The organism is Actinomyces sp. 594 (assembly GCF_019325145.1).
GTDB lineage: Bacteria > Actinomycetota > Actinomycetes > Actinomycetales > Actinomycetaceae > Actinomyces.
Genome location: NZ_PIZC01000038.1, coordinates 20,458 through 47,068 on the forward strand (window position 1 = coordinate 20,458; position 26,611 = coordinate 47,068).

A 26,611-nucleotide genomic window follows, 5' to 3' on the forward strand; every position below is an offset into this window, starting at 1 on the left:
ACGGGCGGAGCAGCATGCTGACGCGTGAACGCATTCAGCTCAAGAGCCCCGATCAGGTGCGGCGCATGCGGCAGGCCGGGCTCGTGGTTGCCGATATCCACGCCGCGCTGCGGGAGGCGGTACGCCCCGGCGTCACCACGGGAGAACTGGACGCAGTCTCGGCCGACGTGATCGCCCGTGCCGGTGCGCACTCCAACTTCCTGGGCTACTACGACTACCCGGCGACGGTGTGCGTATCAGTCAATGACGAAGTGGTGCACGGTATCCCCGGCGAGCGGGTGCTCGAGCCGGGCGACCTGGTCACCTTCGACTGCGGCGCCTATATCGTCGACGACGACGGCACCCAGTGGCACGGCGATGCCGCCTTTACCACGGTGGTGGGCGGGAGCTACGCCTCCGACGCGGACCGGGTACTGGACGGCACTACCCGCCAGGCCCTGTGGGACGCCATCGCCGCCGTGGCCCGCGCCGTCGCGGACGACGCCGGAGGCCGGGCCGGAAGACTGAATGTGGTCGGCGACGCCGTCGAGGCGGCGGTCGGCGCTGCGGTCAAGCGCGAGGGTGTGCGCCTGGGCATCCTGCACGACTACGTGGGGCACGGCATCGGCACCGCCATGCACATGTCCCCGGACGTGCTCAACTACTCGGTCAAGCGCAAGGGCCCCAGGCTGCGGCCCGGCATGGTGCTCGCCATCGAGCCCATGCTGACGGCGGGATCGGCCGAGGTGGACGAGCTTGACGACGGCTGGACCGTTGTGACTCGGGACGGCTCTCGCGCGGCGCAGTGGGAGCACACGGTTGCGCTCGTGCCCGGGGGAGTGTGGGTGCTCACGGCTCCCGACGGGGGAGTGGAGGGGCTGGCCCCCTACGGCCTGGAGCCTCGCCCTCTCCGCTGAATCCCCTCCCCCCGTCCACTCGCCGAGGTCGGTAGAGGTTACATGCCGAGATCGGTAGGTCTTACGTATCGAGTTCGGTAGAAGTGGCGTGCTAGGAACGTCTGAGGGGGCAACGAGTGGACGCCCGCACAAGCCGACACGCGCACTCGGGGCACGCAGTGTGTCGGGAAACACCGCCGGATAATGCCCCTCCGCGGTGGTCAGCCGTGGCGCATATGCCGTATCGTTGGCGGGCGGCGCGCCCTAGAACCAGCGCCCGGCATACTTGCCCGTCGGACTCACGGTGGCGGATGGGATGCGGGCGTTAGGGGTAGGGCGCCATGTCGGCGGCGTCGTCGTCGGCAGGAGTATCCAGCGAGAAAGCACCGATGGAGGAACATGGCTAAGAAGGACGGCGTCATCGAGGTCGAGGGATCGGTCGTCGAGGCCCTTCCGAACGCGATGTTCCGGGTTGAGCTGAGCAACGGGCACGTCGTGCTCGCGCACATCTCCGGGAAGATGCGGCAGCACTACATCCGCATCCTGCCAGAGGACCGCGTGGTTGTTGAGCTAAGCCCCTACGACCTGTCCCGGGGCCGCATCGTCTACCGGTACAAGTGACAGTCCTCCTAGCCGGGAGGACGGAGGAACATCATGAAGGTCAAGCCGAGCGTCAAGAAGATCTGTGACAACTGCAAGGTGATTCGTCGCCACGGCCGTGTCATGGTCATCTGCGACAACCCGCGGCACAAGCAGCGTCAGGGCTGAATCCCGCGTGCCGTCGGCCACGGGCAGGCGGCAGAATCAACAGCACTCACCCCAGTGGCGCTGTGCGCCACAACCCCCGGTTCCTGGAGGCCGGGGCCACCGGTTGGCGGTGGAGGGGATGGGTGACGACCTCCGGGAACACACAGGAGAACCACACAGTGGCACGCATTTCCGGCGTCGACCTGCCTCGCGAGAAGCGAGTGGAGATCGCGCTCACCTACATTTACGGGATCGGACGCACCCGCGCCGTCAAGACCCTCGAGGCCACCGGCGTCAACCCGGACACCCGCGTGAAGGACCTCACCGAGGCCGAGCTGGTTGCGCTGCGCAACCACATCGACTCCAGCTACCAGGTTGAGGGTGACCTGCGTCGTGAGGTCCAGGCAGACATCCGCCGCAAGATCGAGATCGGCTGCTACCAGGGCCTGCGCCACCGCCGGCACCTGCCGGTCCGCGGCCAGCGCACCAAGACGAATGCCCGCACCCGCAAGGGGCCCAAGCGCACCGTGGCCGGCAAGAAGAAGGCCAAGTAACAGCCCGCTCACCCGGGTCCGGAGACCCGGGAACTAGATCTCATCTGAAGAAGGAAGCATGCCCCCCAAGACTCGTTCCACCGCGCGCAAGCCGCGCCGCAAGGACCGGAAGAACGTTACCCACGGTCACGCCTACATCAAGTCCACGTTCAACAACACGATCGTTTCCCTGACCGACCCCAACGGTGCCGTGATCGCTTGGGCGTCCTCCGGCCAGGTTGGCTTCAAGGGCTCCCGCAAGTCCACGCCGTACGCCGCCCAGCTCGCCGCCGAGGCCGCCGCCCGGCGCGCGCAGGACCACGGCATGAAGAAGGTAGACGTCTTCGTCAAGGGCCCCGGCTCCGGTCGCGAGACCGCTATCCGGTCCCTGCAGGCGGCCGGCCTCGAGGTCGGCTCGATCACGGACGTCACCCCCCAGGCGCACAACGGCTGCCGCCCGCCGAAGCGGCGCCGCGTCTGACCCGACCACCGGTCGGCCTACTCCCTGCGCATAAGGGGAAGGCGTCGGCCCATCGGCCCGCCCGGACACGACGGGCCGGCCGCCGGCGCACGTCGGCGGCCAACACCATGAGGAACGGCGTCATATAGCGGGCGCCGCGACGAAAGGAAACCTCTAGTGCTCATTGCACAGCGACCCACACTCTCCGAGGAGGTCATTGAGGAGGACCGCCGCTCGCGGTTCGTCCTCGAGCCCCTGGAGCCCGGCTTCGGCTACACGCTCGGCAACTCACTGCGCCGCACGCTGCTGTCGTCCATTCCGGGCGCGGCTGTGACCTCCGTCCGCATTGAGGGCGTGCCCCACGAGTTCCGCACGATCGCCGGGGTCAAGGAGGACGTCGCCCAGATCATCCTGAACATCAAGGAGATCGTCCTGTCCTCGGAGAACGACGAGCCGGTGGTCATGTACCTGCGCAAGTCCGGCCCGGGCGTCGTCGTCGCCGGCGACATCACCCCGCCGGCGGGTGTGGAGATCCACAACCCCGACCTGGTGATCGCCACCCTCAACGAGAAGGGCAAGCTGGAGATCGAGCTGACGGTCGAGCGTGGCCGCGGCTACGTGTCCGCCAACCAGAACAAGGACCCGAACGCCGAGATCTCCCGGATTCCGGTGGACTCGATCTACTCGCCGGTCAAGAAGGTCTCCTACGCGGTTGAGGCCACTCGTGTGGAGCAGCGTACGGACTTCGACCGCCTGGTGGTGGACGTGGAGACCAAGGCGTCCATGACCCCGCGCGACGCGCTCGCCTCCGCCGGCAAGACGCTCGTGGAGCTGTTTGGGCTGGCCCGGGAGCTCAACGTCGAGGCCGAGGGCATCGAGGTCGGCCCCTCGCCGATGGACCAGGCCCTGCAGCAGGACCTGGCCATGATGATCGACGAGCTGGACCTGCAGGCCCGCTCCTCCAACGCCCTCAAGCGCGAGGGCATCCACACCGTCGGTGAGCTCGTCGCGCGCAGCGAGGCTGACCTCCTCGACATTCGCAACTTCGGTGCCAAGTCGATCTCCGAGATCAAGGACAAGCTGGCCGAGCTCGGGCTGTCCCTCAAGGGGTCCCCGGTCGACTACGCCCCGGAGGGCGACTACACCAACCCCACCTTCAGCGACGAGCAGCAGGCCTGACGCCGGCTCGCCATTCCACTAGGAGACAACATGCCTCGCCCCACCAAGGGTCCCCGGCTGGGCGGATCCCCCCAGCACGAGCGCCACATGCTGGCCAACCTGGCTACGCAGCTCATCATCCACGAGTCGATCACGACCACGGAGGCCCGCGCCCGGCGCCTGCGCCCCTACGTCGAGAAGCTCATCACCAAGGGCAAGCGCGGTGACCTTCACGCCCGCCGCACCGTGATGAAGAAGGTGACGGACAAGTACGCCGTCTACCGCCTCTTCGACGAGATCGCCCCGCAGATGGCCGAGCGCGAAGGCGGCTACACCCGCATCATCAAGACCGCGCCGCGCCGGGGCGACAATGCCCCCATGGCCCAGATCTCGCTGGTGCTGGAGCCGGTCGCGAAGAAGGAGATCGTCGACGACGCCGTCCGCACCGCCAAGCGCGCGGCTGAGAAGGCCGTCGCCGAGGTTGAGGAGGCCGCCGCCGAGGTCTCGGAGACTCCGGCCAACGACGCCGAGGTTGCCGCGGAGGAGACCGAGGCTGCCGACGCGACCGCTGCCGACGAGGCTTCCGGCAAGCCGGTCTACGCCGGCTCGGTGCGCCTGGAGCAGGGCTCGACCGAGGCACCCGACACCGACCACGAGGTCAAGGGCAACGAGGACTCCATGAAGTATCACGTGCCCGGCTCCCGCTGGTACGACAACACGGTTGCCGAGGTCTGGTTCGCCTCCGCCGAGGACGCCGAGGCCGCGGGCTTCGCCCCCGCCGGCGGTGCCGCCGCGCAGAAGGTCAAGAAGTGACCTCCCATTAGGTGCGCGTGTAACAACGCATTCGGGGAGGGCCGGTCGCCGTGAGGTGACCGGCCCTCCCCGCGTTCCACGGCGGCGGCGCGTACCCGGGCGACGGTCGCGTGCCCGCGGTGGCGGCGCTGGCACCGTCAGGGGCGGGCCATCTCCCAGCAGCGGGCCCCGCCGGTCATGCCCGCCTCATTAGGCACGACGACGACGTCGTCGCCGATCTTGTCGAGCTGGAAGGCGGTGATGCGGCGGGAGTTGCCCCCGCCCAGGTAGAGCCGGTCCCACATGTACATTGGGCGCAGCGCCTCGACTACGCGCCGCACCCGGCGCGACCAGTGGGCGTCGCCCAGGCGCAGCCGCTCATGCTCGCCGATGTAGTCATCGTAGGTGAGCCCCCAGCGGACCGGGCCCTGGGAGACCTCCACATGCGGGGCGAGCACGCCGTTGTCGAAGACGGCGTTGCCCAGGCCCGTGCCCAGGGTCACGATCATTTCCAGGCCGTGCCCGGTGACGACGCCGGCGCCGGCGACCTCGGCGTCGTTGAGCACCAGTACCGGGCGGCCGAGAGTAGCCTGCAGGCGCCCGCCCATGTCGAAGCGCGCCCACGCATCCGCCAGTTCTGGCAGGACGCGTGAGCGCGGTCCGTCCTTGGTGATGTAGTGGGGGGTGGCGATGACGACTCCGTGGCGGATCATGCCGGGCATGCCGACGGTCACCCGGTCGGCGGACGGAAGCTGGTCGGCCAGGTCCTTGATGGTGTCCACCAGTAGCTCCGGCGGCAGCGGATATGGGGTGGGGGTGCGCAGGGCGCGGGAGATGATGGCGCCGTCGGCGTCGAGCACGGAGGCCTTGATGCCGCCGCCGCCGCAGTCGACGCTGAGGGTGGTCGTAGTGCTCACGCTCCGACGCTACCGCTTTGGCCAGGGCTGGCGCAGTTCTCCGTATGCGTTGGTGGCGCGGTGAGGATCGAGACGAGCACGCGGGTGTCATCTCGGAACGTGAGCTGGATAATGCCGGTGGTAAGCTCGGCGAAGCTAGCCGGGGGAGTGGGTTTGCACTCTTGCAGGTGTCGGGCTGTGCTGCTGTTTGCTTTTGCACGACCCTGGGCCACGTTGCACGACCTCCGGGTGTGTTGCACGACCCCGGGGTGGTCGTGGAACGCACACCAAGGTCGTGCAATGGCACCAAGGTCGTGCAAGTGAGACGCGGCCCGACGTCTAGCACCGAGGCGGACGGGCCAAGGCGGCACCCGGGCTTGTGGTCTCATGGTTGCCATGACCGACGCCGAGCCCACGCGCCATGCTGACCCTACGTACGACGCCGACCCCGCCCGCCCCGACACGGTGCGCGTGCGCCTGGACCTGGCCTACGACGGCACCGGTTTTCACGGCTGGGCGGCCCAGCCCGGACAGCGCACCGTGGAGGGCGTGCTGACCGACGCCCTGGCCACCGTGCTGCGGACCCCAGTGCGGCTGACGGTGGCCGGGCGCACCGACGCCGGCGTGCACGCGAGCGGGCAGGTCGCCCACCTTGATGTGCCCACCGCGGCCTGGCGGGCACTGCCCGGCCGCTCCACGCGAACCCCCGAGCAGGCCCTGCTGGACCGACTCGCCGGCGTGCTCGCCCGCGAGGCTCAGCACGGGCCCGTCCCTGCCCCGCGCGGCACCGGGGACCTGGTAGCGCACGGTGCGCGCCTGGTCCCCGCCGCCTTCGACGCTCGGTTCTCCGCCCTGACCCGCCGCTACCGCTACCGCATTGCCGACGGCGGCCCCACCGGCGCCCCACGCGACCCCGCCCGTCGTGGTCAGGTCCTCTGGGTGAACGAGCGGCTCGACGTCGCCGCCATGCAGGCCGCCGCCCGTCCTCTGCTGGGCGAGCACGACTTCCTGTCCTACTGCCGCCCCCGCGCGGGCGCCACCACCATCCGCACCCTGAAAGAACTGTCCTGGCGGCGCCTGCCCGCCGACGCCCCCGGCCCCGACGGCGGCCTGGTCACCCTCACCGTGGTCGCCGACGCCTTCTGCCACTCCATGGTGCGATCCCTGGTGGGGGCCGCCCTCGCAGTCGGGATCGGGCGGCGCGACGTCGACTGGCCCGCCCGGCTACTGGCGGCCCGCAGCCGTGAGCAGGCGGCACCCGTCGCCCCCGCTCACGGCCTCACCCTTCAGGAGGTCGTGTATCCGGACGACGCCGGTCTCGCCGCTCAGGCCGAACGGGCCCGCACCCTGCGCCGGGAACCCTGCTGTGAGTGAATTACGGGGACTGACCTGCGTCTGGCTGCACGGCGTGCCAGGCGGCAGGTAGCGCTGGAGCGTGCGCGGTACCACTGCGCCGTCCGCGTGCGGGTACGCGGCGTGTCAGGTTTCACGGCCCCCAACCCTCCGGGCGCTTTGACCGTCCCCGGAGCCGCCGGTAATGTAGGGAATCGTCGTGCAGCACGCGATCACGCTTGTGGTGCCATCCCACTCGCCACTTGCGGCCGGTGCTCCGACCACCTCATCTGACCATGGCGGTCCCGCAGGATGCCAGCGCTCGCGTTGCATCCGCGTGCCCGCCCGCCAAGAGAAACGAAGGCAACGCCCGTGCGCACGTACACACCGAAGCCAGGCGACGTTGAGAAGAACTGGTACGTCATTGATGCCAGCGACGTCGTGCTCGGCCAGCTGGCAGCCAAGGCTGCAACCCTGCTCCGTGGGAAGCACAAGCCGCAGTTCGCTCCGAACGAGGACTGCGGCGACTACGTCGTCATCATTAATGCCGACAAGGTCGTCCTCACCCGTGGTAAGGCAGACAAGAAGTTCGCCTACCGCCACTCCGGCTACCCGGGTGGCCTCACCGCCGTCTCCTACCGGGAGCTGCTGGCCAAGAACCCCGAGCGCGCCATCCAGAAGGCCGTCAAGGGCATGCTTCCCCACAACAAGCTGGGCCGCGCCCAGCTGAAGAAGCTCAGGGTGTACGCGGGCGAAGAGCACCCGCACGCCTCCCAGAACCCGCAGACCTTCGAGATCACCCAGGTCGCCCAGTAAGCGCTCCAGCGCCCGGCACCCGACAAGCAAAGGACACATCGTGGCTGAGACCACCGTCGACATCGACGCGCTGGACGAGGACAACGCCCCCGCCAGCTACACCACCGAATCCACTCCCACCGAGGGCCGCGGCCAGTCCATCACCGCGCCCGGCATGGGCCTGGGCCGCCGCAAGGAGGCCGTCGCCCGCGTCCGCCTGATTCCCGGTACCGGTCAGTGGAAGATCAACGGCCGCACCCTGGAGGACTACTTCCCCAACAAGCTGCACCAGCAGCTCGTGCGCGCCCCCTTCACCATCCTCGAGCTCGAGGGCCGCTTCGACGTGATCGCCCGCATCAACGGCGGCGGGATCTCCGGGCAGGCAGGTGCTCTGCGCCTGGGCATCGCCCGCGCCCTGAACGAGATCGACCGCGAGGCCAACCGGCCGACCCTGAAGAAGGCCGGCTTCCTCACTCGCGACGCGCGCATTGTTGAGCGCAAGAAGGCCGGTCTGCACAAGGCCCGCCGCGCCCCGCAGTACTCCAAGCGCTGATCACGGCGGCGCCGCCCAGCCGGGCCGCGCCGAACCGTATTGCGCGATTCCGGCGGTTACCTCCCATGCGGAGGTGACCGCCGGATTACATATGGGCGTGAAATGATGGGGCCGTTGTCAACCAACAGGAGGATCCCATGACACGACTCTTCGGCACCGACGGTGTCCGCGGGCTCGCTAACGAACTGCTTACCCCTGATCTCGCAGTCAGCCTCGGCCGCGCAGCAGCAAGCGTCCTGGTCGGCTCGGATGACTCCCCCCACCGGCTGGGTCGCCGCCCACGCGCTGTCGTCGGCCGCGACACCCGCGCCAGTGGTGAGTTCCTCGACCACGCCATCAGCGCCGGCCTGGCCGCCTCCGGCATGGATGTCACCCGCGTGGGCGTACTGCCCACGCCCGCCATCGCGCATCTGACCGCCAGCCAGGACGTCAGCCTGGGCGTGGTCATCTCAGCCTCCCACAATCCCTTCCCGGACAACGGCATCAAGTTCTTCGCCCGCGGCGGCTACAAGCTGGAGGATGCCGTGGAGGACCGCATTGAGGCGGCCCTGAGCGAGGACCTGCCCCGCCCCACCGGCGCCGACGTGGGCCGCGTCATCAAGGGTGAGACGGTGGCCGACCAGACCTACATCAACCACCTGGTGGACTCCGTGGCTACCGACCTGTCCGGCCTGCGCATCGTGGTGGATGCCTCCAACGGCGCCGCCAGCAGCGTCGGCCCCGCCGCGCTGCGCAACGCCGGCGCCGAGGTGATCGCCATCAACGCCTCCCCGGACGGGCTGAACATCAACGCCGACTGCGGCTCCACCCACCCCGAGCAGCTGCAGGCCTACGTGCGCAGTGTCGGGGCGGACATGGGGGTCGCCTACGACGGCGACGCCGACCGCTGCCTGGCAGTGGACGCCGAGGGCAACCTCGTGGACGGCGACCAGATCATGGGCCTGCTGGCCGTGGGCATGAAGGCCGACGGCACCCTCGGCTCCGACACGCTCGTAGTCACCGTGATGAGCAACCTCGGCCTGATCCTGGCCATGCGCGAGCACGGCATCCGCATCGTGCAGACCGGCGTGGGCGACCGCTACGTGCTGGAGAAGATGCTGCAGGGCGGCTACACCCTCGGCGGTGAGCAGTCCGGGCACGTCATCGACACCCTCCATGCCACCACCGGCGACGGCGTGCTCACCTCCCTGCGCGTGGCCGCCCGCATGAAGCGCACCGGCAAGTCCCTGGCCGAGCTGGCCAGCATCGTGCAGCGGCTGCCGCAGACGCTCGTCAATGTTCGCGGGGTCGACAAGGCCGCCGCCGGCACCAACAAGGCGGTGCAGGATGCCGTCGCCGACGCCGAGAAGCAGCTGGGGGAGACCGGCCGCGTGCTCCTGCGGCCGTCCGGCACCGAGCCGCTGGTCCGCGTCATGGTGGAGGCCGCCAGCCAGGAGGAGGCCGACCGCGTGGCCGCCGGCCTGGCCGCCGTCGTCAAGGACAACCTCGCCCTGTGACGCGGCCCGACGCCGGGGGCGGCGGCCTGCGACTGCTGGACGCCGCGCCGAGCTGGAACGGCGAGCCGCTGAGCGGGAGAGTACTCGATCTGCTCTGCGTGCTCGCCGCCCTGCCCGGTGCCCACGGCGGAGAGGAGCGGCTGGCCGAGGAATTGTGGGGCTCCACGCCGCCGTCACGTCCCCGTCAGGCGCTGCAGGTAGTTGTTTCCCGGACCCGCAGCCGACTCGGGCCCGGGGCCCTGCAACGGCGGGGTGAGGGATACGCCCTCACCCTGCCGTGCACCCAGGTGGATCACCTCGACCTGGTGCGACGACAGCGGGAGGCCGAGGCCGCGGCGTCCGCCCATCGCCCGGCCGACGTGGTCGACCTGACCGAGGCCATGGGCGAGGTGCCGGGGACGGGTATGAGTCCGCCCCACCAGCGGCTTCTGAAACAGGCGACGGATCTGAACACACGCGCCCGTCGTCTGCGCGCACTAGCCCTCGACGAGTTGGGGCGTTACTCGCAGGCCATGGAGCTGCTTACGTTCCTGGCCGAGCAGTACCCCTCGGATGAGGCGGTGCTGGGCGCTCTGATCCGAGGCGAGGCCTGGACCCGTTCGCCGGCCGCCGCGTTGGCTCGTTACGAGCGGTATCGTCGTCGTCTGCACAATGCCGGTGCCGTGCCGGGGCCGCTGCTGCGCGCTGCGCATGAGCATGCGCTGGCCGCCGAGCACCCGGTTCGCCAAGGTCTGCGGGTGCCGATCGCCTTGATCGGGCGCGACGACGACTTGCGTGAGGTGGAGGACGCGGTCGCCACCAACCGCCTGGTGACCATCACCGGGCCGGGAGGTGTCGGCAAGACGAGCCTGGCGCAAGTCGTCGCCTCCCGCAGCCCGTTCCCCGTAATCAGAGTGCTCTCCATGACGGAGGTGTCTCCGCGCGGACGCGACACGATGGAGACGGACGCATTCGGGCGCGCGGCCGCCGTGGAGCGGCTCGCTCGCGGACTCCTGGCCGCCATCGGACTGCGCACCTCGGCCGCACAGCCGCCCCGCACCGTTCTGGCGCAGGCCCTGGCCGCCCCCGGCACGTTGCTGATACTGGACGACTGTGAGCACGTGGCCGACGTGCTCGGGGACCTGCTCGGCCCGATGCTCGCCTCACTGCCGGGGCTGCACGTGGTGGTGACATCCCGCAGTGTTCTGGAATTGTCAACCGAGTACGTGCATCGGCTGTCCCCCCTCACGGACACGGCGGCGGCCGCCCTCTTCCGCGATCGGGCTTTGGCGGCACGGCCGCACCAGAGCCTCGGCGACGGCGATCTGGCTCGCCTGTTGCCCGCCCTGGAGGGGCTTCCGCTGGCCATTGAGCTGGCGGCGGCCCGCACCCGCGTGATGTCGGTGAGACAAGTGGCGCAGCGCCTTCCCCACGATCTGAAGAGCATGACCGGTCCGCGGGATCTGCCCGAGCGTCAGCGCACCCTCAGCGCGGTCATCGAATGGTCCTGGTCGCTGCTGGATGCCTCGCAGCGTCACGCCCTGATCCGTGTGGCCCGGCTGGCCGACGGCTTCACCCTGGAGACCGCCGAGGCCGTTATCGGTCCCGGCGCCGCCGTCATGCTGGACCAACTCCTCGCCCAGTCGCTCCTGACCGCGGACGGGGACGACCCGCCGCGCTTCCACATGCTCTCCTCGGTGCGCGCACTGGTTCGTGAGCGTATCAACGGCACCTCCGATGGGATGGACGCGTACCACGCCGTGCGTCAATGGGCACTGGGCCTGGCTCGTCCCGTGCTGGCCGTCATGGGCGGAAGTCGCATGGATGAAGTCGCTCCGGCGATCGACGTCCTGCTGGCGGAGGAACGCGGAGTGGTTGCCGAGTTGGGGCGAGCATTGGGCGATGATGGTGGGCGCCCGGCTCCGGAGGACGCCCTGGTGCTCGGCGCGGCACTGCTGGCCGGCTGGTCGACGAGTTGGGGCTACAGCCAGACCGCCGCCTGGGTGCCCCGGCTGCTGGGGCATGCCGTCACCGCGGCGCCGGATTCCGCCGGAAACACCGCCCGGATGCTTGTGCTTCATCGGGCGGTGGCCAACTCCTGGCTGCTGGGTCCTCTGCCGGACCGGCTCCGTGTCCGTATCCCGGCGTCATATCCGCAGGAGGATGCCCATGTCGCCGCGATTCGTCGGTTGGTCCGCACCAGGCACGAGGACTGGCCCGGTTTAGTCAATGACCCGGAGCCCTGGACCGCCTGGGCGGCCGGCAGCTGTGTGGTCATGGAGCTGGAGAACCGCGGTGACGTGGTCGGTGCGCTGGAACTAAACCGCGGTCTGCGGCAACGACTGCGCGACTCAGATCTGCCGCCCGCCCGCCTGTTCGAACTTGAGACAGACGGTCTGCGGCTGCTTCTGGAGCTGGGGGATTACCACGGTGGGCTGAGAGAGTGCTCCCGCCTGCTTCAGGCGGCCGAGAGCAGTTCAGTTCAGGAGGCGCTCCGCAGTGCACTGCGCCTGCAACGGGACTGCTGTCGGGTCTATCTGGCGCCGTCCCCGGAGCGGGCCGCTGCGCTACTGGCGGATGCCGAGAACATGCCGGTACCGGGGATGGCGATGTTCATCACTGGGTTCCTCGGCGGGGAGATGGAGCTTCTGCGCGGCCGCCCCCGGGAGGCCCTCGCGGCGTCGCGGACTCTGCTAGAGCGCATGGCCGGTGCTGACGTGCCCGCGGGCAGCCCGTGGGAGCTCTACGGTCTGGCCACCTGCCTGCTGATCGATGTTGAGATCGCCGTGCGCGGCGCGACGGAGCCCGCGACGCGAAACAACGTGCCTCGGAACCGTGGTCCCGAGGCAACCGCCATGCTGCGGCGCGGCCTGCTGAGCCTGCGGCAGGCGCTGCAGCAGGCCGGTGCCTCCCGCTTCGATTTGCCGACTACGGCATCACTCGCGTGCGCCGTCGGCCTGTCCGCAGCGACGGCCGCCGATGGACAACGGCAAGACGCGGGCACGAACCCGTCGGTGCGCGAGGAGAGCCGCGATACGGATCACGCCCGGGCGATCGAGTTGGGGCTGGAACTGTTCTGCACGGCCCTGGCCTGCGGGCCCAATCAGACATCACGCCTGTTGTCGCGGCCGCGCCTGCTGGAGGCCGCGCGTGGTATTGACGCCGGCCGCGTCGACGAGTTCTCGCGGCGAGTCGGCTCCGCCGGTGCCGAGGCGCTCGTAGAGCGTATGACGACACTCACCGCCTCACTGATCGAGCTGCCCTGAATCCGCGGTGGTCTCCCTGCCGGCCTCCGGCCACCGGGGAGACCACCGGCGGTCGTTTCAGGAGGTGGAGCGTTGGTAGCGCTTCACCGTGATCGGCGCCGCTACGGCCACAATGATGAGGGACCCCAGCAGGGCCCGGCCGACGTCTGCGGCGGTCCCCGTCCCGGCGGCGCCGTCGAGCAGGTAGCGCAGGCCGCTGACCACATAGGAGACCGGATTGTGCTCGGCGAAGACCCTCAGCCAGTGCGGCAGGGTAGCTGTGGGCACTAGTGCGTTGGACAGATAGCACAGGGGGAACAGGACGATGATGTTGAAGGAGGTCACCGCCTGCGCCGAGTTGAACAGGGTACTCACCATCAAGAACACCCAGGAGATCGCCCAACCGCATGCGGCGGCCGACAACACGACTCCGATCGCTCCGATCCAGCCGTTGTCCGGCCGGTAGCCGAGCGCGACGCCTGTGGCCAGCGTCAGCGCGGCGCACACGGCATACCGCAGTAGATCCGTCGCCATCGGGCCCAGAAGCGGTGCCAGGCGGGACATGGGCAGCGCACGGAAGCGGTCGAACACTCCCTTGGTCATGTCCTCACGCAGATCGACGCCGACGCTCTGGGCGGTGGACAGCACGTTGACGACAACCAGTCCCGGGACCAGGATCGGCAGGTAGGAGCGGACGTCCCCGGAGATCGCACCGCCGAGCAGCTGCCCGAACATGACGGTGAACAGGATGGGCTGGATGAGGACGTCGAAGGACTCCGTCGGATTGCGCAGCATGGTCAGCGCGGATCGCCACGCCATCGCGGCGGTGTCCGGCAGCAGTCGGGACTCGCTGAAACGTCTGGGAGCAGATGCAGAGGCGTTGCCGGAAGTGCTTGCGGTGGTCACTGGTTCTCCTTGGTCTCCGGGTCCGCGGGGTGAGCGGATGCATCGGTGGGGCCTTCGGCGCCCGGGTGGTCGGTCGTGGATCGCTCCGCCACACGGGACTGCGTTAAGGTGAGGAATACGGAATCGAGGCTGGGGCGGTCGACCGAGAGCGCCGCAGGAGACAATCCCCGCTCACGCAGCGCCACAAGGACCTCCGTGGCGTCTGCGGTGTTCTCGATCGGCACGTGTATGCGCCCGCCCCGAGTGGTCGGCTCCCCGCCCGGAGACAGGACAGACATGATGACGTCGAGGGCGGGTGCTATGTCTTCGGGATCCGCGGGAGTGATCACCAGGCTCGAGGCGCCGATCCGGTCCTTGAGCTGGTCGGGACTACCTTCGGCTACCTTGCGACCGTGGTTCATGATGCCGATTCTGTCCGCCAGGCGATCGGCCTCATCCAGGTACTGAGTTGTCAGCAGGATTGTCGTGCCGCGTGCCACCAGGTCTTCGATCACCCGCCACATCTGCTCACGGTTACGCGGATCCAAACCCGTGGTGGGCTCGTCGAGGAAGAGCACAGGAGGTGCGGCGACCATGGACACGGCCAGATCGAGGCGCCGTCGCATACCCCCCGAGTACCTGCCCACGCGGCGCCCGGCGGCGTCGGTCAGGGCGAAGGCCTCGAGCAGCTCGTCGGCGCGGCGTTTGCCGGCGGTCCGGGACATCCCTGTCAAACGCGCGAACAGCCGCAGGTTTTCACGTCCGGTGAGTGTCTCGTCCACGCTCGCGTACTGTCCGGCGACACCGATTACGGAGCGCACTCGGTGCGGAGAATGAACCAGGTCGTGGCCCATGACGGCGGCGTTGCCGGAGCTCGGGCGTAGCAGCGTCGTCAGCAACTTGACGACGGTGGACTTACCAGCTCCGTTGGGGCCGAGCAGCCCGTAGACGCTGCCGACAGCGATGTCCAAATCCAGTGCGTCAACGGCGATCAAGGAGCCGAAGTCGCGGCGCAGGCCGGTGGCGTGGATCGCGGGGGAGGTCTGCGCATCCCGAGGCGGCTTAAGGACAGGAGGTTGAGTTGCTGATGCGGTGCTCATGCGTCAAGGCTGGCAGTCGCCGCTTTCACCGCGCTTTCACCCCATACTTCGGGGCCGCTGCCTTAAGACTTCTTGCCACACGTACGCGTTCCGAAGGTTTCCCCGCGCCAGGACGGCGGAGAACTTCAGAACGCGTACGTGAGAGGCGAATGCGTACGTGACAGATCCGGAGGCCCGGGCCCTACGGCTCACTCCATGGCGCGGATGACTTCCTCCACGGTCGCCTTGGCGTCGCCGAACAGCATGGCGGTGTTGTCCTTGAAGAACAGCGGGTTCTGCACGCCCGCGTAGCCGGTGGCCATGGACCGCTTGAACACCACGACCCGCTTGGCGTCCCACACCCGCAGCACCGGCATGCCGGCGATGGGGGAGCCGGGCTCCTCGGCGGCGGGGTTGACCGTGTCATTCGCGCCGATGACCAGGACGACGTCGACGTCGGAGAAGTCGTCGTTGACCTCGTCCATCTCCAGCACCAGGTCGTAGGGGACCTTCGCCTCCGCCAGCAGCACGTTCATGTGCCCGGGCAGGCGGCCGGCCACGGGGTGGATGCCGAAGGTGACGTCCACGCCCTCCCCGCGCAGCATCTCCGTGAGCGTGGACACGGGGTACTGGGCCTGCGCCACCGCCATGCCGTAGCCGGGGGTGATGACCACGCGCTTGGCGTCCTGGAGGGCACGCGCCACGGTACCCACATCGGTCTGCTGGATGGTGCCCTGCTCGCCCTCCACCGGGGCGGACACTGCGCCCTCGGTGCCGTAGCCGCCAAGCAGCACGGACACGAAGGACCGGTTCATCGCCTGGCACATCAGGTAGGACAGGTAGGCGCCGGAGGAGCCCACCAGCGCGCCGGTGATGATCAGCAGGTCGTTGTTGACCATGAAGCCGGTGAAGGCGGAGGCCCAGCCGGAGTAGGAGTTCATGATGGCCACGACCACGGGCATGTCACCGCCGCCGATGGCGATCACCAGGTGGGCGCCCAGGGCCAGGGCGATCACCGTCATAACCGCCAGGCACGCCCAGGCCGCCGGCGAGCCTGCCGGCAGCAGGATGAAGGCGACCATGAGCACGAGGCTGACGAGCAGCGCGGCGAGATTGAGCTTATTGCGGCCCGGCAGGGTGATCGGCCTGCCCGGCACCCGTCCGGCCAGCTTGAGTGCTGCCAGCACCGACCCGGTGAAGGTCACTGCGCCCACGAACACGCCCAGGAACACTTCGCCCAGGTGGAATCCCCCCAGCAACTCCGACATCGCATCGGGGGAGGCGTAGGAGCTGTAGCCCACGAGCACGGCGGCCAGACCCACTAGCCCGTTGAGGACTGCGATCAGCTGCGGCATGCCGGTCATGGCGACCCGCCCGGCCAGCAGCATGCCGATTACGGCGCCGATACCCAGGGCCAGGGCTATCAGGATCGCCGTCGTGACCACCCCTTGACCGGGGTCGGAGGTGAGTGCCAGGCCGATGGCGGCCGCAATGGCGATCCCCATGCCGACGGCGCCGGCAACATTTCCGGCCACCGCCGTCTCGTGGCGGGACAGCCCGGCGGCGGCCGCGATGAACAGCACCGCCGCGGCAACGTAGGCCAGGGCCACCGGCGAGGGCAGGGTCAGGCCGACGGCGTCGGCGGAGGCCGCAGGGGGCACGGCCGGCGCGACCATTGACGTGAATGCGGGCAGGGAGGAAACAGCTGCGCAAGACATGCCCTCACTCCTTCCTGAACATGGCGAGCATGCGGTTGGTGACCGCGAAGCCGCCGAAGACGTTGATGGACGCGAGCAGGATCGCAACGAAGGCGACCGCGCTGATCACCGGGTTGGCGTTGCCGACCTGCGCGATGGCGCCGAGCAGGATGATGCCGGAGATCGCGTTCGTCACCGACATCAGTGGCGTGTGCAGCGCGGGGGTCACGTTGGAGATGACGTGGAAGCCCAGGATTATCGCCAGGGCCAGCACGATGTAGTGACTGGTCGCCGCGGCGGGGGTGATCAGCACGAGTACGGCGGCAGCGACGGCGGCCAGCGCGAGCCCTATCGTCATGCGTCGGCGCGAGCGGGCCCGGGCGGCGGCCTCGGCCTCGGCGTCGGCCTGCGCATCGGCGACGGAACGTTCCGGGGCCGGGGCGGCCGGCGGCTTGGGGGCGGCCGAGACCGCCACGGGCGGCGGCGGCCACAGCAGCTCGCCGGCCTGGCACACGGTGATCGCCCGCACCACCTGGTCGTCCAGGTCCAGCGCGAGGTCGCCGTCCTTGGCGGGCGTGACCAGCGTGAGCAGGTTGAGAATGTTGCGGCCGTACAGCTGGGATGCCTGGGCGGGCAGGCGCTCGGCCAAGTCGGTGTAGCCGATGATCGTCACTCCGCCGGGGGTGGTGACGACTTCCCCGGGCACGGTCAACTCGGTGTTGCCGCCATTCGCCGCCGCCATGTCCACGATCACCGAGCCGGGGCGCATGGCCTCCACGGCGGCCCGGTCCAGCAGCAGCGGGGCGCGGCGGCCGGGGATGTTCGCCGTCGTGATCACGATGTCCGCGGCGGCCGACTGCTCGGCATACAGGGCGTTCGCCAGGGCCGCCTGGTCGGTGGTCATCTCCTTGGCGTAGCCGTCGGCGGACACCTCCTGGGCGGTGGGCACGGGCACGAACTCGGCCCCCACCGACTTGACCTGGTCGGCGACCTCCGGGCGCACGTCGGTGCCCTTGACGACGGCGCCCAGGGAGTAGGCGGTGCCGATGGCGGCCAGTCCGGCCACGCCCGCGCCGATCACATACACAGAGGCGGGCGGGAACTTGCCGGCGGCGGTCACCTGGCCGTTGAGCAGACGGCCGAAGTGCGCGGCGGCCTCAATGACGGCCCGGTAGCCGGCCAGGTTCGCCTGGGAGGAGAGCACATCCATGGACTGTGCCCGGGAGATGCGCGGCACGGTGTCGATCGCCAGGGCGGTGAGGGAATGGTCCTGCAGCGCCTGGACGAGCTCGGGATGGCGGGCGGGGTCGAGCCGGCCGATGAGGGTGGCGCCCGGGTGCATCAGGTCCAGCTCGGTGGCGTCGGGCGCGTAGGCGGTGACGACGACGTTGCAGCCCCAGGTTTCGGCCCGATCTGCGAGCTGGGCGCCGGCTGCCTCATAGGCGGCGTCGGGGAAGCGGGCCGGCTCTCCGGCTCCGCGCTGGACGACGACGTCGTAGCCCAGGCGGATCAGCCGCTCGACGGTCTGCGGCGTGGCCGCGGTCATGGAGCGGTCCGGAGGCTGGCAGGGGATTCCAAGACGCATAGAAGCTCCTTTCAGCGGGCGCGCCCGACGCCTCGGCGCGCTGGAGCGCGTTATAGGGAGGGCGGGCACACGGGGGTGACTCGCGTAACAGTAGAACGCCTAGCGGTGGCTGTCACGCGGCGTCTCACCGCCGCGGCCCTTGGAGCGGTGCGAGGTGGTGGCGGGCGAGTCGTCCGCGTCGGCGGGGGATGTGGCTCTACTCACTTACAAACTCTCTTACGGGAAGTGGGTTACCGCGAGAGAGTAATACCTGTCGGAACCACAGAACGCAGTAAGGAGAACATCGTGGCTGCTGCATCCCTCCCGTCCGTTACCGTCTTCGGAGCCGGTGCCATCGGCTCCGCCGTCATCAAGTGAACCCGTCCGCCGGGCAACCCACCAACCGTGTGACGCGTGCGCCCGCCGCCCCCACTCGGGGCGGCGGGCGCAGCCCTGTACGCTGTGCCCTCGTCAGGGATCGGCGGAGCCCCATGGGTCGGGTGCCGACGGCAAGGCGAAGGGAGGGACCGCGCATGAGTGCGGCAGGTGAGGGCGAGCGCGCCTACAACCCCTACAGTCGGTCCTGCCCCTCGCGACGCCTGTTGCGGGAGCTCGGTGAGCTGTGGAGTGTGCTGGTCATTGGCGCCCTGTACGAGGGGCCGCTGCGCTTCACCGAGATCTCCCGGCGGGTGGACGGTATCTCCACCAAGATGCTCACCCAGACGTTGCGCACCCTGGAACGTGACGGCCTGGTCAGGCGCGAGTACTACACCGAGACGCCGCCGCGGGTCACCTACGAGTTGACCGCACTGGGGCGGGACCTCGCCGACGTCATGGATGCCGTGGAGAACTGGGCCGTCGGGCACATGGACGACGTGCTCGCCGCCCGCGAGGCCTACGACGCCGAACGCGCGGACTAGCCGTGTTCCGCAGGTCCCGGCCGGCTCTCAACCAGTACGACGCCGGCACCTCCACTGCGTCACGAGCGGTGCCACGGCCCGAGCGCATCGTGGCGCGTCCTAACCGCAGGGCTCGCATCAGAGGCGGTCTGATCGTCTTCATGGGGCTGCTGCCGATCGCCGCCGGCATCGCGCTGTTGGCGATCGGTGAGATCGAGGGCGGCCTGCTCCTGACTGCCATCGGGGCGCTGGTGGTTTTCCTCGGCACGGCGCCCTGGCGGGAGTACACGATTTTCGACGCCGACGGTATTCACTCCCACACCACGCTGCGTGACATCGACGCACCCTGGCCCGACTCGCGTGCGGCCTTCGTCGTACGTCAGGCGTACGGGAAATACTTCAATACGGCGTATGTCGTTGCGCCCTCGCCTGTGGGCAGCTTCAAGCTGGGAGCGCCACGAGTGGTCGGCGGCTTCGTCGGCAGCATCAGGGCTCAAGCGGAGGCGGAGGTCGACGAGATCTGGGCCTGGGCGGTTGACCGCGGCTACGTACGTGGCGCCGCGCGGCATCGGGTTCATAAGCGACGCAATAAGCGCAGGGAGGGTGTGCCCGGGCATCCGGTGAACAGCCGTGGGGACGTTCCCGTCGCGGAGGCCTCCGGCGACGTGGCGTTGCGATGGCAGGAACCTCTGGTGTTCTCCGCTTGGTCCGGGCAGCGCTGGGAGATCATCGGGCACATTCTCGGCACCCTCGCGCTCGGTGGCGGCGGTGTGGGCTACGCCTTCTACGCGCTCAGCCGGAGTGGCATTGACTCCGTGGCCGGCAAGCTGGGCTTCGCGATTGGGCTACTCATGTTGATTGTCGCGGTGCGGACATTGCCAGACCTCCTTGAAACCGCCCGTGCCCGCCTGACCGTGTATGCGGAGGGCATGGATTATTTCAGCGGCAGGCACTCCTTCTGGATCGACTGGCCCACTTCGTGCTCGTCCATCTTCGTTGCGGAGACCGAGGAGTACCGCAGGACCGTGGTGGAGGTGAGAATCCTCGCCGTCGCGGGACTGTCGGTGGCGGTTCCCGGACTGCGGTGGGTGGGAGGCGGCGACCGCGCGCTTCTGGCCGCGGCGGCGGCAGCCGATTCTATTTGGGAAATGGGCGCTGCCTCCGGTTTCGCGGTGGACGATGGCGGTTACCAGCCGACCGCCGACCCGGAGTTCGAACGCCGACGCGTCGCCGTCGCGCGCCGGATCGAGTACCTCTCTGCCCAGGGATGAACCATGCCTTCGGAGTTCCGGCTTGAGGCGAGCCGTGCGAGGTTACGTGCGGCGGTGGCTGTGAGATGGGCCTCCTGCTAGTGCGCGAGACGGTGCGGCGGCTCTGCTAGGCTGAAAATAACGGTATGGATACGGTAGTGGTGCGTGCTACTGCTGGTCCGGGACCGATCTGGGGCATTCTGGGCCCCGCTCGCGAGCTGCTTGAAGGACTTGACATGCCTGCTTCCGTTCACGGCGACCTGCCCTATTCTCGCGGTAACGTCCCCACACCCGGAACGAGTGCGTCGGCGCAGCCCCGGGAGTCGCTGGTGCGCCGACCGGCTGCCTCCAGGATGCTGGCCGGCTTCGTCTTCCTGTTTGCCGGTCTTATGCTGCTGTACGTCGGCTACATGCTGCATGTCCTCGATCCCGCGTTGCTGGTGGCCGTACCCCTATGCGTGGTTGGGGCACTAGGGCTGTTCCTCGGTATTGCGATGCTGCGACGCCGCACTGTTTTCGATGCCCGCGGCATCCACTCCCGCGGCCTGCTGCGTACGGTGCACCTGTCCTGGCCCGACTCCCGTGCCGGATTCATCGTCGTCCTGGCTGCTGGCGAGCGGGGCTCGGTGCCCGTGGTCGAGGTAGGAACGGCAGGCCGCAGGATCAGACTGTCCGCCCCGCGTATGTCATCCCAGACGCGACTCGAGGCCGAGGTCGATGCGATCTGGGCCTGGGCGCTGGCCCGCGGCTACGCCCGCGAGACGATGCCCGCCCTGCAAGGCCCAGGTCCCCATATCGCGCAGGCCGCACCCCCACCGGTAACGGCGCCGCGCGCCTTGCCCGTCGACCAGACACTGCTCGCCCGCGAGCCCCTGATTCTGAAGGACAAGCCGAACTGGCACGGTCTCATCCCCAACATCGTCATCCTCGTGTTCCTCTGCATCCTGGCGCTGCCGGCCGTGCTCGGCCCGGAGCGGACGCCGCAGGCCTTTGCCGGAGTATTCCGGGAGGACGGGACGCTGCGCCTTTCCAGCGGTTTCTGGATACTGCTGGTCGCACCCGCGGGCGGTCTCGTGGTCAGCGTGCACCGGATTGTTCGGGAACGCACGATCCTCTCGCGGGAAGGTCTGGCGCTGGTGGGATGGCTAACCCGTCGAGTGGCGTGGCCGCCGTCGAGCTCGTACTTCTTCGTACGAAGCCGGCGCTACTTCGGGCACGCCGAGGCCTCCGCGTGGCTGCTCGACCCTGCCGGATTAGCGCTGCGTATGCCCGGCACGGCGCGTTTCTCTAAGGATGAGGATCAGGCCCTGCTGGCCGCTGCGGCCGCGGCACAAACCATCTGGGAGTGGGGAGTCTCCCGCGCAGTCGCCCACGACGACGGCACCTACTATCCGGTCCCCGACGATGTGATCGAACAGGAGCGCCGCGCCAATGGTCGAAGAATCGCCTACCTCACCTCCCGCGGAACTCAGGCCTTGCGCAGCAGCACCCGGCTCATGTGATGGTCGGCGTCCTTGCGCAGCACCAGGGTCGCCCGCCCCCGGGTGGGGGCAATGTTCTCCCGCAGGTTCACCAGGTTGATGCTCTCCCACACCTCGTTCGCCGCCGCCAGCGCGATGTCGTCCGGGATGGCCGCATAGCGCCGGAAGTAGGAGTTGGGGTCCTTGAAGGCAGTGTGCTTGAGCGTGAGGAAGCGGTCCAGGTACCAGCGGCGGATGTCCTCCGGGTCGGCATCCACATAGATGGAGAAGTCGATGAAATCACTCACCGCCAGCGCCGAGTCCACCGGACGGTCGGCGCCACCGTGGGTGTGACGTACCCGCGGGGCGGGCTGCAGCACGTTCAGCCCCTCCAGCACCACCACATCCGGCTGCTCAATCACGAGCTTCCTGCCCGGCACGATGTCGTATACGGTGTGCGAGTACACCGGCGCCTCCACCCGGGGCGCCCCGGACTTCACTGCGGTGACGAAGTCCAGCAGGGCCTTCTGGTCGTAGGACTCCGGGAAGCCCTTGCGGGCGGTCAGGCCGCGTGCCTCCAGCACGGCGTTGGGTAGCAGGAAGCCGTCGGTGGTCACCAGGTCCACGCGCGGGGTGTCCGGGAAGCGGGCCAGCAGGTGGGCCAGCAGCCGCGCCGTTGTCGACTTACCGACCGCAACCGAGCCTGCCACCGCGACGACGAACGGCGTCGGCCGCTCATCCACCCCCAGGAAGTCCGCGGTGCGGCGGGCGCGCTCGCGGGCGGTGGCGATGAAGTGCTCCAGCAGCGCCGTCAGCGGCCGGTAGACGACGTCGACCTCAGGCAGGTCGATTGGATCACCTAGGCCGCGCAGCTTCTCGACATCCGCCTGGGTCAGCGGCAGCGGCGCGGAGGAGGCGAGCGCACGCCACTGGTCGCGGTGCAGCTCGATATACGGCGAGGGCGCGGTCCCGGACCGGGACGCCAATGCCGCAGGGGAGACGGGGATGTTCACCGCACCAGTGTGACGCATTGTCACTGCATTGGCACGTGCGGACGCCTCCGAGACCCTGTGAGGGTGCACCTCTCAACTGGATTCTCAGCCGGAGCTCCAGTCCGTGACCCAGTCGGCGCCTCACTGCTGTAGCCGAACTGCGTCCCGGTCCGCGTATGCCGCGCACGTTGATCTGGGAGGCAGGTTGGTGGTTCTATCTGGCTCATGTGTGGAATCGTCGGCCATGTAGGCCCCCTGAACTCAATCAACCCCGCAGGCGCCCCCGGAAGCGGCCGCTCCCTGGAGGTCCTGCTGGACGGACTGTCCCGCCTGGAGTACCGCGGGTACGACTCCGCCGGCATCGCCCTGGTACGCCCTGACGACGGCGAGCGGCTCACCGTCGTCAAGGCCGCCGGCAAGCTGGACAACCTGCGCGCCGCCCTGGACGAGGCCGGCCCGGCCCCGGCCACCGCCGGCATCGGCCACACCCGCTGGGCCACCCACGGCGGCCCCACCACCGAAAACGCCCACCCGCACCGCGCCGGCACCCTCGCGGTGGTCCACAACGGCATTATTGAGAACTTCCGCGCCCTGCGCGCCGAGGTTGAGGAGGCGGGCCGTACCCTGCTCTCCGCCACTGACACCGAGGTGGTCGCGCACCTGCTCGACCTCGACTTCAGCGCCCGGCTCGCCGCGGGTGAGGCCGGCACCGTGGGCCCGGACGCGGCCGCCGCGTTGTTGGTGGAGTCCATGCGTGCCGTCACCGACCGCCTGGAGGGCACCTTCGCGCTGCTGGCCGTCACCGAGCTCGCCCCCGGCGCGATAATCGCCGCCCGCCGCTCCAGCCCGCTGGTGATCGGCCTGGGGGAGGGGGAGAACTTCCTCGGCTCTGACGTGGCCGCCTTCGTCGCCTTCACCACCCACGCCGCCGAGGTCGACGACGACCAGGTCCTGTTGCTGACCGCCGACGCCGTCACCGTGTGGGATGCCGCCGGCAACGTCGTCACCCCTAACACCTGGGAGGTCTCCTGGGACGCCTCCGCGGCCGTCAAGGGCGGGTACGAGACCTTCATGGACAAGGAGATCCATGACCAGCCCACCGCCGTCGCCGACACCCTGCTCGGGCGCGTCAATGATCGCGGCGAGCTGGTGCTGGATGAGATGCGCATCGACCCAGCTGTGCTGCGCAGCATCGACAAGATCATCGTGGTCGCCTGTGGGACGGCCGCCTATGCCGGGCACGTGGCCAAGTACGCGATCGAGCACTGGTGCCGCATCCCGGTGGAGATTGAGCTCGCTCACGAGTTCCGCTACCGCGACCCCATTGTCTCCGAGAAGACCCTGACCGTGGCCATCTCCCAGTCCGGGGAGACCATGGACACCATTCACGCGGTCCGCCACGCCCGCGAGCAGGGCAGTCGGGCGCTGGCGATCGTCAACACCTATGGCTCCACGATCGCCCGCGAGGCCGACGCCGTCCTGTACACGCACGCCGGCCCGGAGGTGGCCGTGGCCTCCACTAAGGCCTTCCTCGCCCAGATCACCGCCTGCTACCTGCTGGGCCTGTACCTGGCGCAGCTGCGCGGCAACAAGTGGCCCGACGAGGTCGCCGACTACCTGGAGAACCTTGGCAAGATGCCCGCGAAGATCGAGCGCCTGCTTGCCGAGCAGGAGGACATGGTGCGCGAGCTGGGGGAGCAGCTCGCCGACCAGACCTCCTTCCTGTTCCTGGGACGCCACGTGGGCTACCCGGTCGCCCTGGAGGGCGCGCTGAAGCTGAAGGAGGTCGCCTACGTGCACGCCGAGGGCTTCGCCGCCGGCGAGCTCAAGCACGGTCCCATCGCCCTGGTGGAGGAGGGACTACCGGTGTTCGTCATCGTGCCGACCCCGCGCCGCCCCGTCCTGCATGACAAGGTCATCTCCAACATTCAGGAGGTGCGTGCCCGCGGCGCCCGCACCATCGTCATCGCGGAGGAGGGCGATGAGGCGGTCACGCCCTTCGCCGACACGGTGATTCGCATCCCGGCCGCCCCGACCCTGATGTGGCCGCTGCTGACGGTGGTGCCGCTGCAGATCTTCGCTGCTGCCCTGGCCAAGGCCAGGGGCCTGGATGTGGACCAGCCCCGCAACCTGGCCAAGTCCGTCACCGTGGAGTAAGCCGGCTCGCCGGGGTCATGATGGGGCAGTGAACACCGCACCGCGCCCACCCGCCCCCGACAGCACTTCGGTCGCCGCCGTGGCGTATCCCGCCCGTGCCGTCGCCGGAGCCGAGGCGCCGCTGACCGCGGGTACCGACCGCTACATGCATGCCGCGGCCGGCGCGCTGGCTCGGGCAGCGGTGGAGGAGATCCGGGCTGCGCGCGGCGCCGTGCCTGGCGCGCGTGTGCTGCTGCTCGTGGGTGGTGGCCACAACGGCGGTGACGCCCTGATCGCCGGCGCCCTGCTGGCGCGTCGCGGTTGCGCCGTCACCGCCGCCCCCGCCGCCGAGATATCCCGGCTGCACGTCACGGCCCTGGCGGCCGCCCGCGCCGCAGGTGTGCGTCTCGCCGCCGACCCGCGGGCCGCGGCCCGAGCGGCTGCCGGGGGAGCGGCCGGTGCCGACCTGGTGATCGACGGCCTCACCGGCATTGGTGCCACGGGGCCGTTGCGCCCGGCCGCGGCCGGGCTCATTGCCCCGCTGCGCGCTGCCGGGGAGCCGGGGGAGCGGCCCTTCCGGGTGCTGGCCGTGGACCTGCCCTCCGGTGTAGGCGTGGACGACGGCACCCTGCCCGGGCCCGTGCTGGACGCCGACCGCACCATCACCTTCACCTGCTTCAAGGCGGCCCACCTGCTACCGCCGGCCGCATCCCTGTGCGGGCGCGTTGAGGTCGCCGACCTGGGGCTGCCGGTGCCGGATGCTGCGGTGTTGGCGCGTCGGCCCGCGGATGCGGAACTGGGCCGCCTGCTGCGCGTGCCCGGGGACCAGGACCACAAGTACACCCGGGGCGTGGTCGGGCTGTGGGCCGGCAGCCAGACCTACCCGGGGGCCGCGGTGCTGGCCGCGTCGGCTGCGGTGCGCACGGGCGCCGGCATGGTGCGGCTGGCGGCGCCGGCGCGGGTGGTCGACCTGGTGCTCGCCCGCCGGCCCGAGGTCGTGCCCGCCGACGGACGCTGCCAGGCACTGGTGATCGGCCCCGGCACCGACCCCGCCGATGCCCCGCGTGCCGCCGAACTCGACGCGGCGCTGGGACGGGTACTCGGTGAGGCCGGAGAGCCGGTCGATGCGGTGATTGATGCCGGGGCGCTGCCCCTGCTCGCCGCCCGAGTCGCCTCCGGCGGCCGCTGCTCGCCGCGGCACGTGCTCACCCCACACGCCGGGGAGGCCGCCGCCCTGCTCGGCGCGCTGGGTGAGCGGGCCTCGCGGGATGCGGTCGAGGCGGCCCCGGCCGCGGCGGCGCGGCGCCTGGTGGAGCTGACCGGAGCCACCGTGCTGCTGAAGACGACTCCGACGCTGATCGCGTCCCCGGGCGGGACGCTGCTGTCTGTCCACTCCGGTCCGGGCTGGCTCGCGACCGCCGGCAGCGGGGACGTACTGGCCGGAATCGTCGGTGCTCTGCTGGCGGCCGGCCGGGCCGATGCCGATAACGACGTGGCCCGGGGCGGCGGGGGTGCGGGTGCCGCCCCGGCCAGCTGCGCCGCCCTGGGGGTGCGGCTGCATGCGCTCGCGGCGATGCGGGCGGCGGGCCTGGTTGACACCGACCGCGCAGCGCATGAGCGTGCAGTTTCCGCCGGGGCCGGCCGGCTGTTTGCGCGCTCGGGCCATCCACTTGCCGCGCTGGACCTGACCGAGGCGCTTCCGGCCGCCTGGGAACAACTCTGGAGCGCCGGCCAGAGACCAGAACAAGCCACCGCATGAGTTCTCGGGCCTCGACCGGGGGCCGACTG

Annotated in this window: 23 protein-coding genes; 17 read left to right on the forward strand and 6 right to left on the reverse strand. The window is 69.6% G+C overall.

Annotated elements, in window-relative coordinates; genetic code table 11:
* Positions 1-14: 14 nt before the first annotated feature.
* From map to rplQ, 7 genes are all read left to right on the forward strand, one after another.
* Positions 15-896 carry a type I methionyl aminopeptidase gene (gene map / locus GZ998_RS05935; protein WP_219109337.1) on the forward strand — a complete coding sequence of 294 codons (882 nt, stop codon included), beginning with the start codon at positions 15-17 and terminating at the stop codon, positions 894-896.
* Positions 897-1,274: 378 nt separating this feature from the next.
* Entirely contained in the window at positions 1,275-1,496 is a 222-nt protein-coding gene (gene infA / locus GZ998_RS05940) for a translation initiation factor IF-1 (RefSeq protein WP_003781847.1), read from the forward strand.
* A 33-nt stretch (positions 1,497-1,529) separates the two neighbouring features.
* Positions 1,530-1,643, forward strand: a complete 114-nt coding sequence (gene rpmJ / locus GZ998_RS05945) for a 50S ribosomal protein L36 (protein WP_009748913.1) — start codon at positions 1,530-1,532, stop codon at positions 1,641-1,643.
* 158 nt (positions 1,644-1,801) lie between these two features.
* Positions 1,802-2,176 carry a 30S ribosomal protein S13 gene (rpsM, locus tag GZ998_RS05950; RefSeq protein WP_161924739.1) on the forward strand — a complete coding sequence of 125 codons (375 nt, stop codon included), beginning with the start codon at positions 1,802-1,804 and terminating at the stop codon, positions 2,174-2,176.
* Positions 2,177-2,234: 58 nt separating this feature from the next.
* Entirely contained in the window at positions 2,235-2,636 is a 402-nt protein-coding gene (rpsK, locus tag GZ998_RS05955) for a 30S ribosomal protein S11 (protein WP_073327516.1), read from the forward strand.
* A gap of 156 nt (positions 2,637-2,792) precedes the next feature.
* Positions 2,793-3,794, forward strand: coding sequence for a DNA-directed RNA polymerase subunit alpha (locus GZ998_RS05960; RefSeq protein ID WP_161924738.1), 1,002 nt, complete (start codon positions 2,793-2,795; stop codon positions 3,792-3,794).
* A 30-nt stretch (positions 3,795-3,824) separates the two neighbouring features.
* Complete coding sequence (gene rplQ, locus GZ998_RS05965; RefSeq protein ID WP_219109338.1) at positions 3,825-4,586, forward strand: 50S ribosomal protein L17; 762 nt, start codon at positions 3,825-3,827, stop codon at positions 4,584-4,586.
* 137 nt (positions 4,587-4,723) lie between these two features.
* Here the strand turns inward: rplQ and GZ998_RS05970 are convergent, their stop codons facing one another.
* On the reverse strand, positions 4,724-5,482 hold the full coding sequence (locus GZ998_RS05970; RefSeq protein ID WP_161924736.1) for an ROK family protein: 759 nt from the start codon (positions 5,480-5,482) through the stop codon (positions 4,724-4,726).
* Between the two features lie 375 nt (positions 5,483-5,857).
* Here GZ998_RS05970 and truA point away from each other — a divergent pair, with 375 nt between their 5' ends.
* The 5 genes from truA (at position 5,858) to GZ998_RS05995 (ending at position 12,882) form a co-directional block, all read left to right on the forward strand.
* Positions 5,858-6,835 (forward strand): tRNA pseudouridine(38-40) synthase TruA, encoded by a 978-nt coding sequence (gene truA, locus GZ998_RS05975; protein WP_219109339.1) that lies wholly within the window; start codon positions 5,858-5,860, stop codon positions 6,833-6,835.
* Between the two features lie 330 nt (positions 6,836-7,165).
* Positions 7,166-7,609: a 50S ribosomal protein L13 gene (rplM, locus tag GZ998_RS05980; protein ID WP_161924734.1), complete on the forward strand. Its 444-nt coding sequence runs from the start codon at positions 7,166-7,168 to the stop codon at positions 7,607-7,609.
* A gap of 40 nt (positions 7,610-7,649) precedes the next feature.
* Positions 7,650-8,141 carry a 30S ribosomal protein S9 gene (rpsI, locus tag GZ998_RS05985; RefSeq protein WP_161924733.1) on the forward strand — a complete coding sequence of 164 codons (492 nt, stop codon included), beginning with the start codon at positions 7,650-7,652 and terminating at the stop codon, positions 8,139-8,141.
* A 137-nt stretch (positions 8,142-8,278) separates the two neighbouring features.
* Complete coding sequence (glmM, locus tag GZ998_RS05990; RefSeq protein WP_161924732.1) at positions 8,279-9,637, forward strand: phosphoglucosamine mutase; 1,359 nt, start codon at positions 8,279-8,281, stop codon at positions 9,635-9,637.
* Positions 9,634-12,882, forward strand: coding sequence for a BTAD domain-containing putative transcriptional regulator (locus GZ998_RS05995; RefSeq protein WP_219109340.1), 3,249 nt, complete (start codon positions 9,634-9,636; stop codon positions 12,880-12,882). Before glmM ends, GZ998_RS05995 begins: the two co-directional genes overlap by 4 nt.
* Positions 12,883-12,939: 57 nt before the next feature.
* On the opposite strand, the gene GZ998_RS06000 is transcribed toward GZ998_RS05995, so the two are convergent.
* From GZ998_RS06000 to GZ998_RS06015, 4 genes are all read right to left on the reverse strand, one after another.
* Positions 12,940-13,767 (reverse strand): ABC transporter permease, encoded by an 828-nt coding sequence (locus GZ998_RS06000; RefSeq protein WP_308807174.1) that lies wholly within the window; start codon positions 13,765-13,767, stop codon positions 12,940-12,942.
* Positions 13,764-14,846, reverse strand: coding sequence for an ATP-binding cassette domain-containing protein (locus GZ998_RS06005; protein WP_219109341.1), 1,083 nt, complete (start codon positions 14,844-14,846; stop codon positions 13,764-13,766). Before GZ998_RS06005 ends, GZ998_RS06000 begins: the two co-directional genes overlap by 4 nt.
* Before the next feature lie 188 nt (positions 14,847-15,034).
* Positions 15,035-16,501: an NAD(P)(+) transhydrogenase (Re/Si-specific) subunit beta gene (locus tag GZ998_RS06010; protein WP_219109391.1), complete on the reverse strand. Its 1,467-nt coding sequence runs from the start codon at positions 16,499-16,501 to the stop codon at positions 15,035-15,037.
* A 46-nt stretch (positions 16,502-16,547) separates the two neighbouring features.
* Positions 16,548-18,107, reverse strand: coding sequence for a Re/Si-specific NAD(P)(+) transhydrogenase subunit alpha (locus tag GZ998_RS06015; protein WP_219109342.1), 1,560 nt, complete (start codon positions 18,105-18,107; stop codon positions 16,548-16,550).
* A 512-nt stretch (positions 18,108-18,619) separates the two neighbouring features.
* Here GZ998_RS06015 and GZ998_RS06020 point away from each other — a divergent pair.
* The 3 genes from GZ998_RS06020 to GZ998_RS06030 all read left to right on the forward strand — a co-directional run bounded on the left by GZ998_RS06020 (position 18,620) and on the right by GZ998_RS06030 (position 21,737).
* Positions 18,620-19,006: a helix-turn-helix domain-containing protein gene (locus tag GZ998_RS06020; protein WP_219109343.1), complete on the forward strand. Its 387-nt coding sequence runs from the start codon at positions 18,620-18,622 to the stop codon at positions 19,004-19,006.
* A 2-nt stretch (positions 19,007-19,008) separates the two neighbouring features.
* Positions 19,009-20,256, forward strand: a complete 1,248-nt coding sequence (locus tag GZ998_RS06025) for a hypothetical protein (RefSeq protein WP_219109344.1) — start codon at positions 19,009-19,011, stop codon at positions 20,254-20,256.
* A gap of 215 nt (positions 20,257-20,471) precedes the next feature.
* Positions 20,472-21,737, forward strand: coding sequence for a hypothetical protein (locus tag GZ998_RS06030; RefSeq protein ID WP_161924726.1), 1,266 nt, complete (start codon positions 20,472-20,474; stop codon positions 21,735-21,737).
* On the opposite strand, the gene coaA is transcribed toward GZ998_RS06030, so the two are convergent.
* A complete protein-coding gene (coaA, locus tag GZ998_RS06035) occupies positions 21,704-22,726 on the reverse strand; it encodes a type I pantothenate kinase (protein ID WP_161924725.1) in 1,023 nt (340 codons plus the stop codon). The genes GZ998_RS06030 and coaA overlap by 34 nt on opposite strands.
* 186 nt (positions 22,727-22,912) lie before the next feature.
* Here coaA and glmS point away from each other — a divergent pair, with 186 nt between their 5' ends.
* Both glmS and GZ998_RS06045 read left to right on the forward strand, forming a co-directional pair.
* Positions 22,913-24,844 (forward strand): glutamine--fructose-6-phosphate transaminase (isomerizing), encoded by a 1,932-nt coding sequence (gene glmS, locus GZ998_RS06040; protein WP_161924724.1) that lies wholly within the window; start codon positions 22,913-22,915, stop codon positions 24,842-24,844.
* A complete protein-coding gene (locus tag GZ998_RS06045) occupies positions 24,798-26,582 on the forward strand; it encodes a bifunctional ADP-dependent NAD(P)H-hydrate dehydratase/NAD(P)H-hydrate epimerase (protein WP_219109345.1) in 1,785 nt (594 codons plus the stop codon). Before glmS ends, GZ998_RS06045 begins: the two co-directional genes overlap by 47 nt.
* Positions 26,583-26,611: the final 29 nt, after the last annotated feature.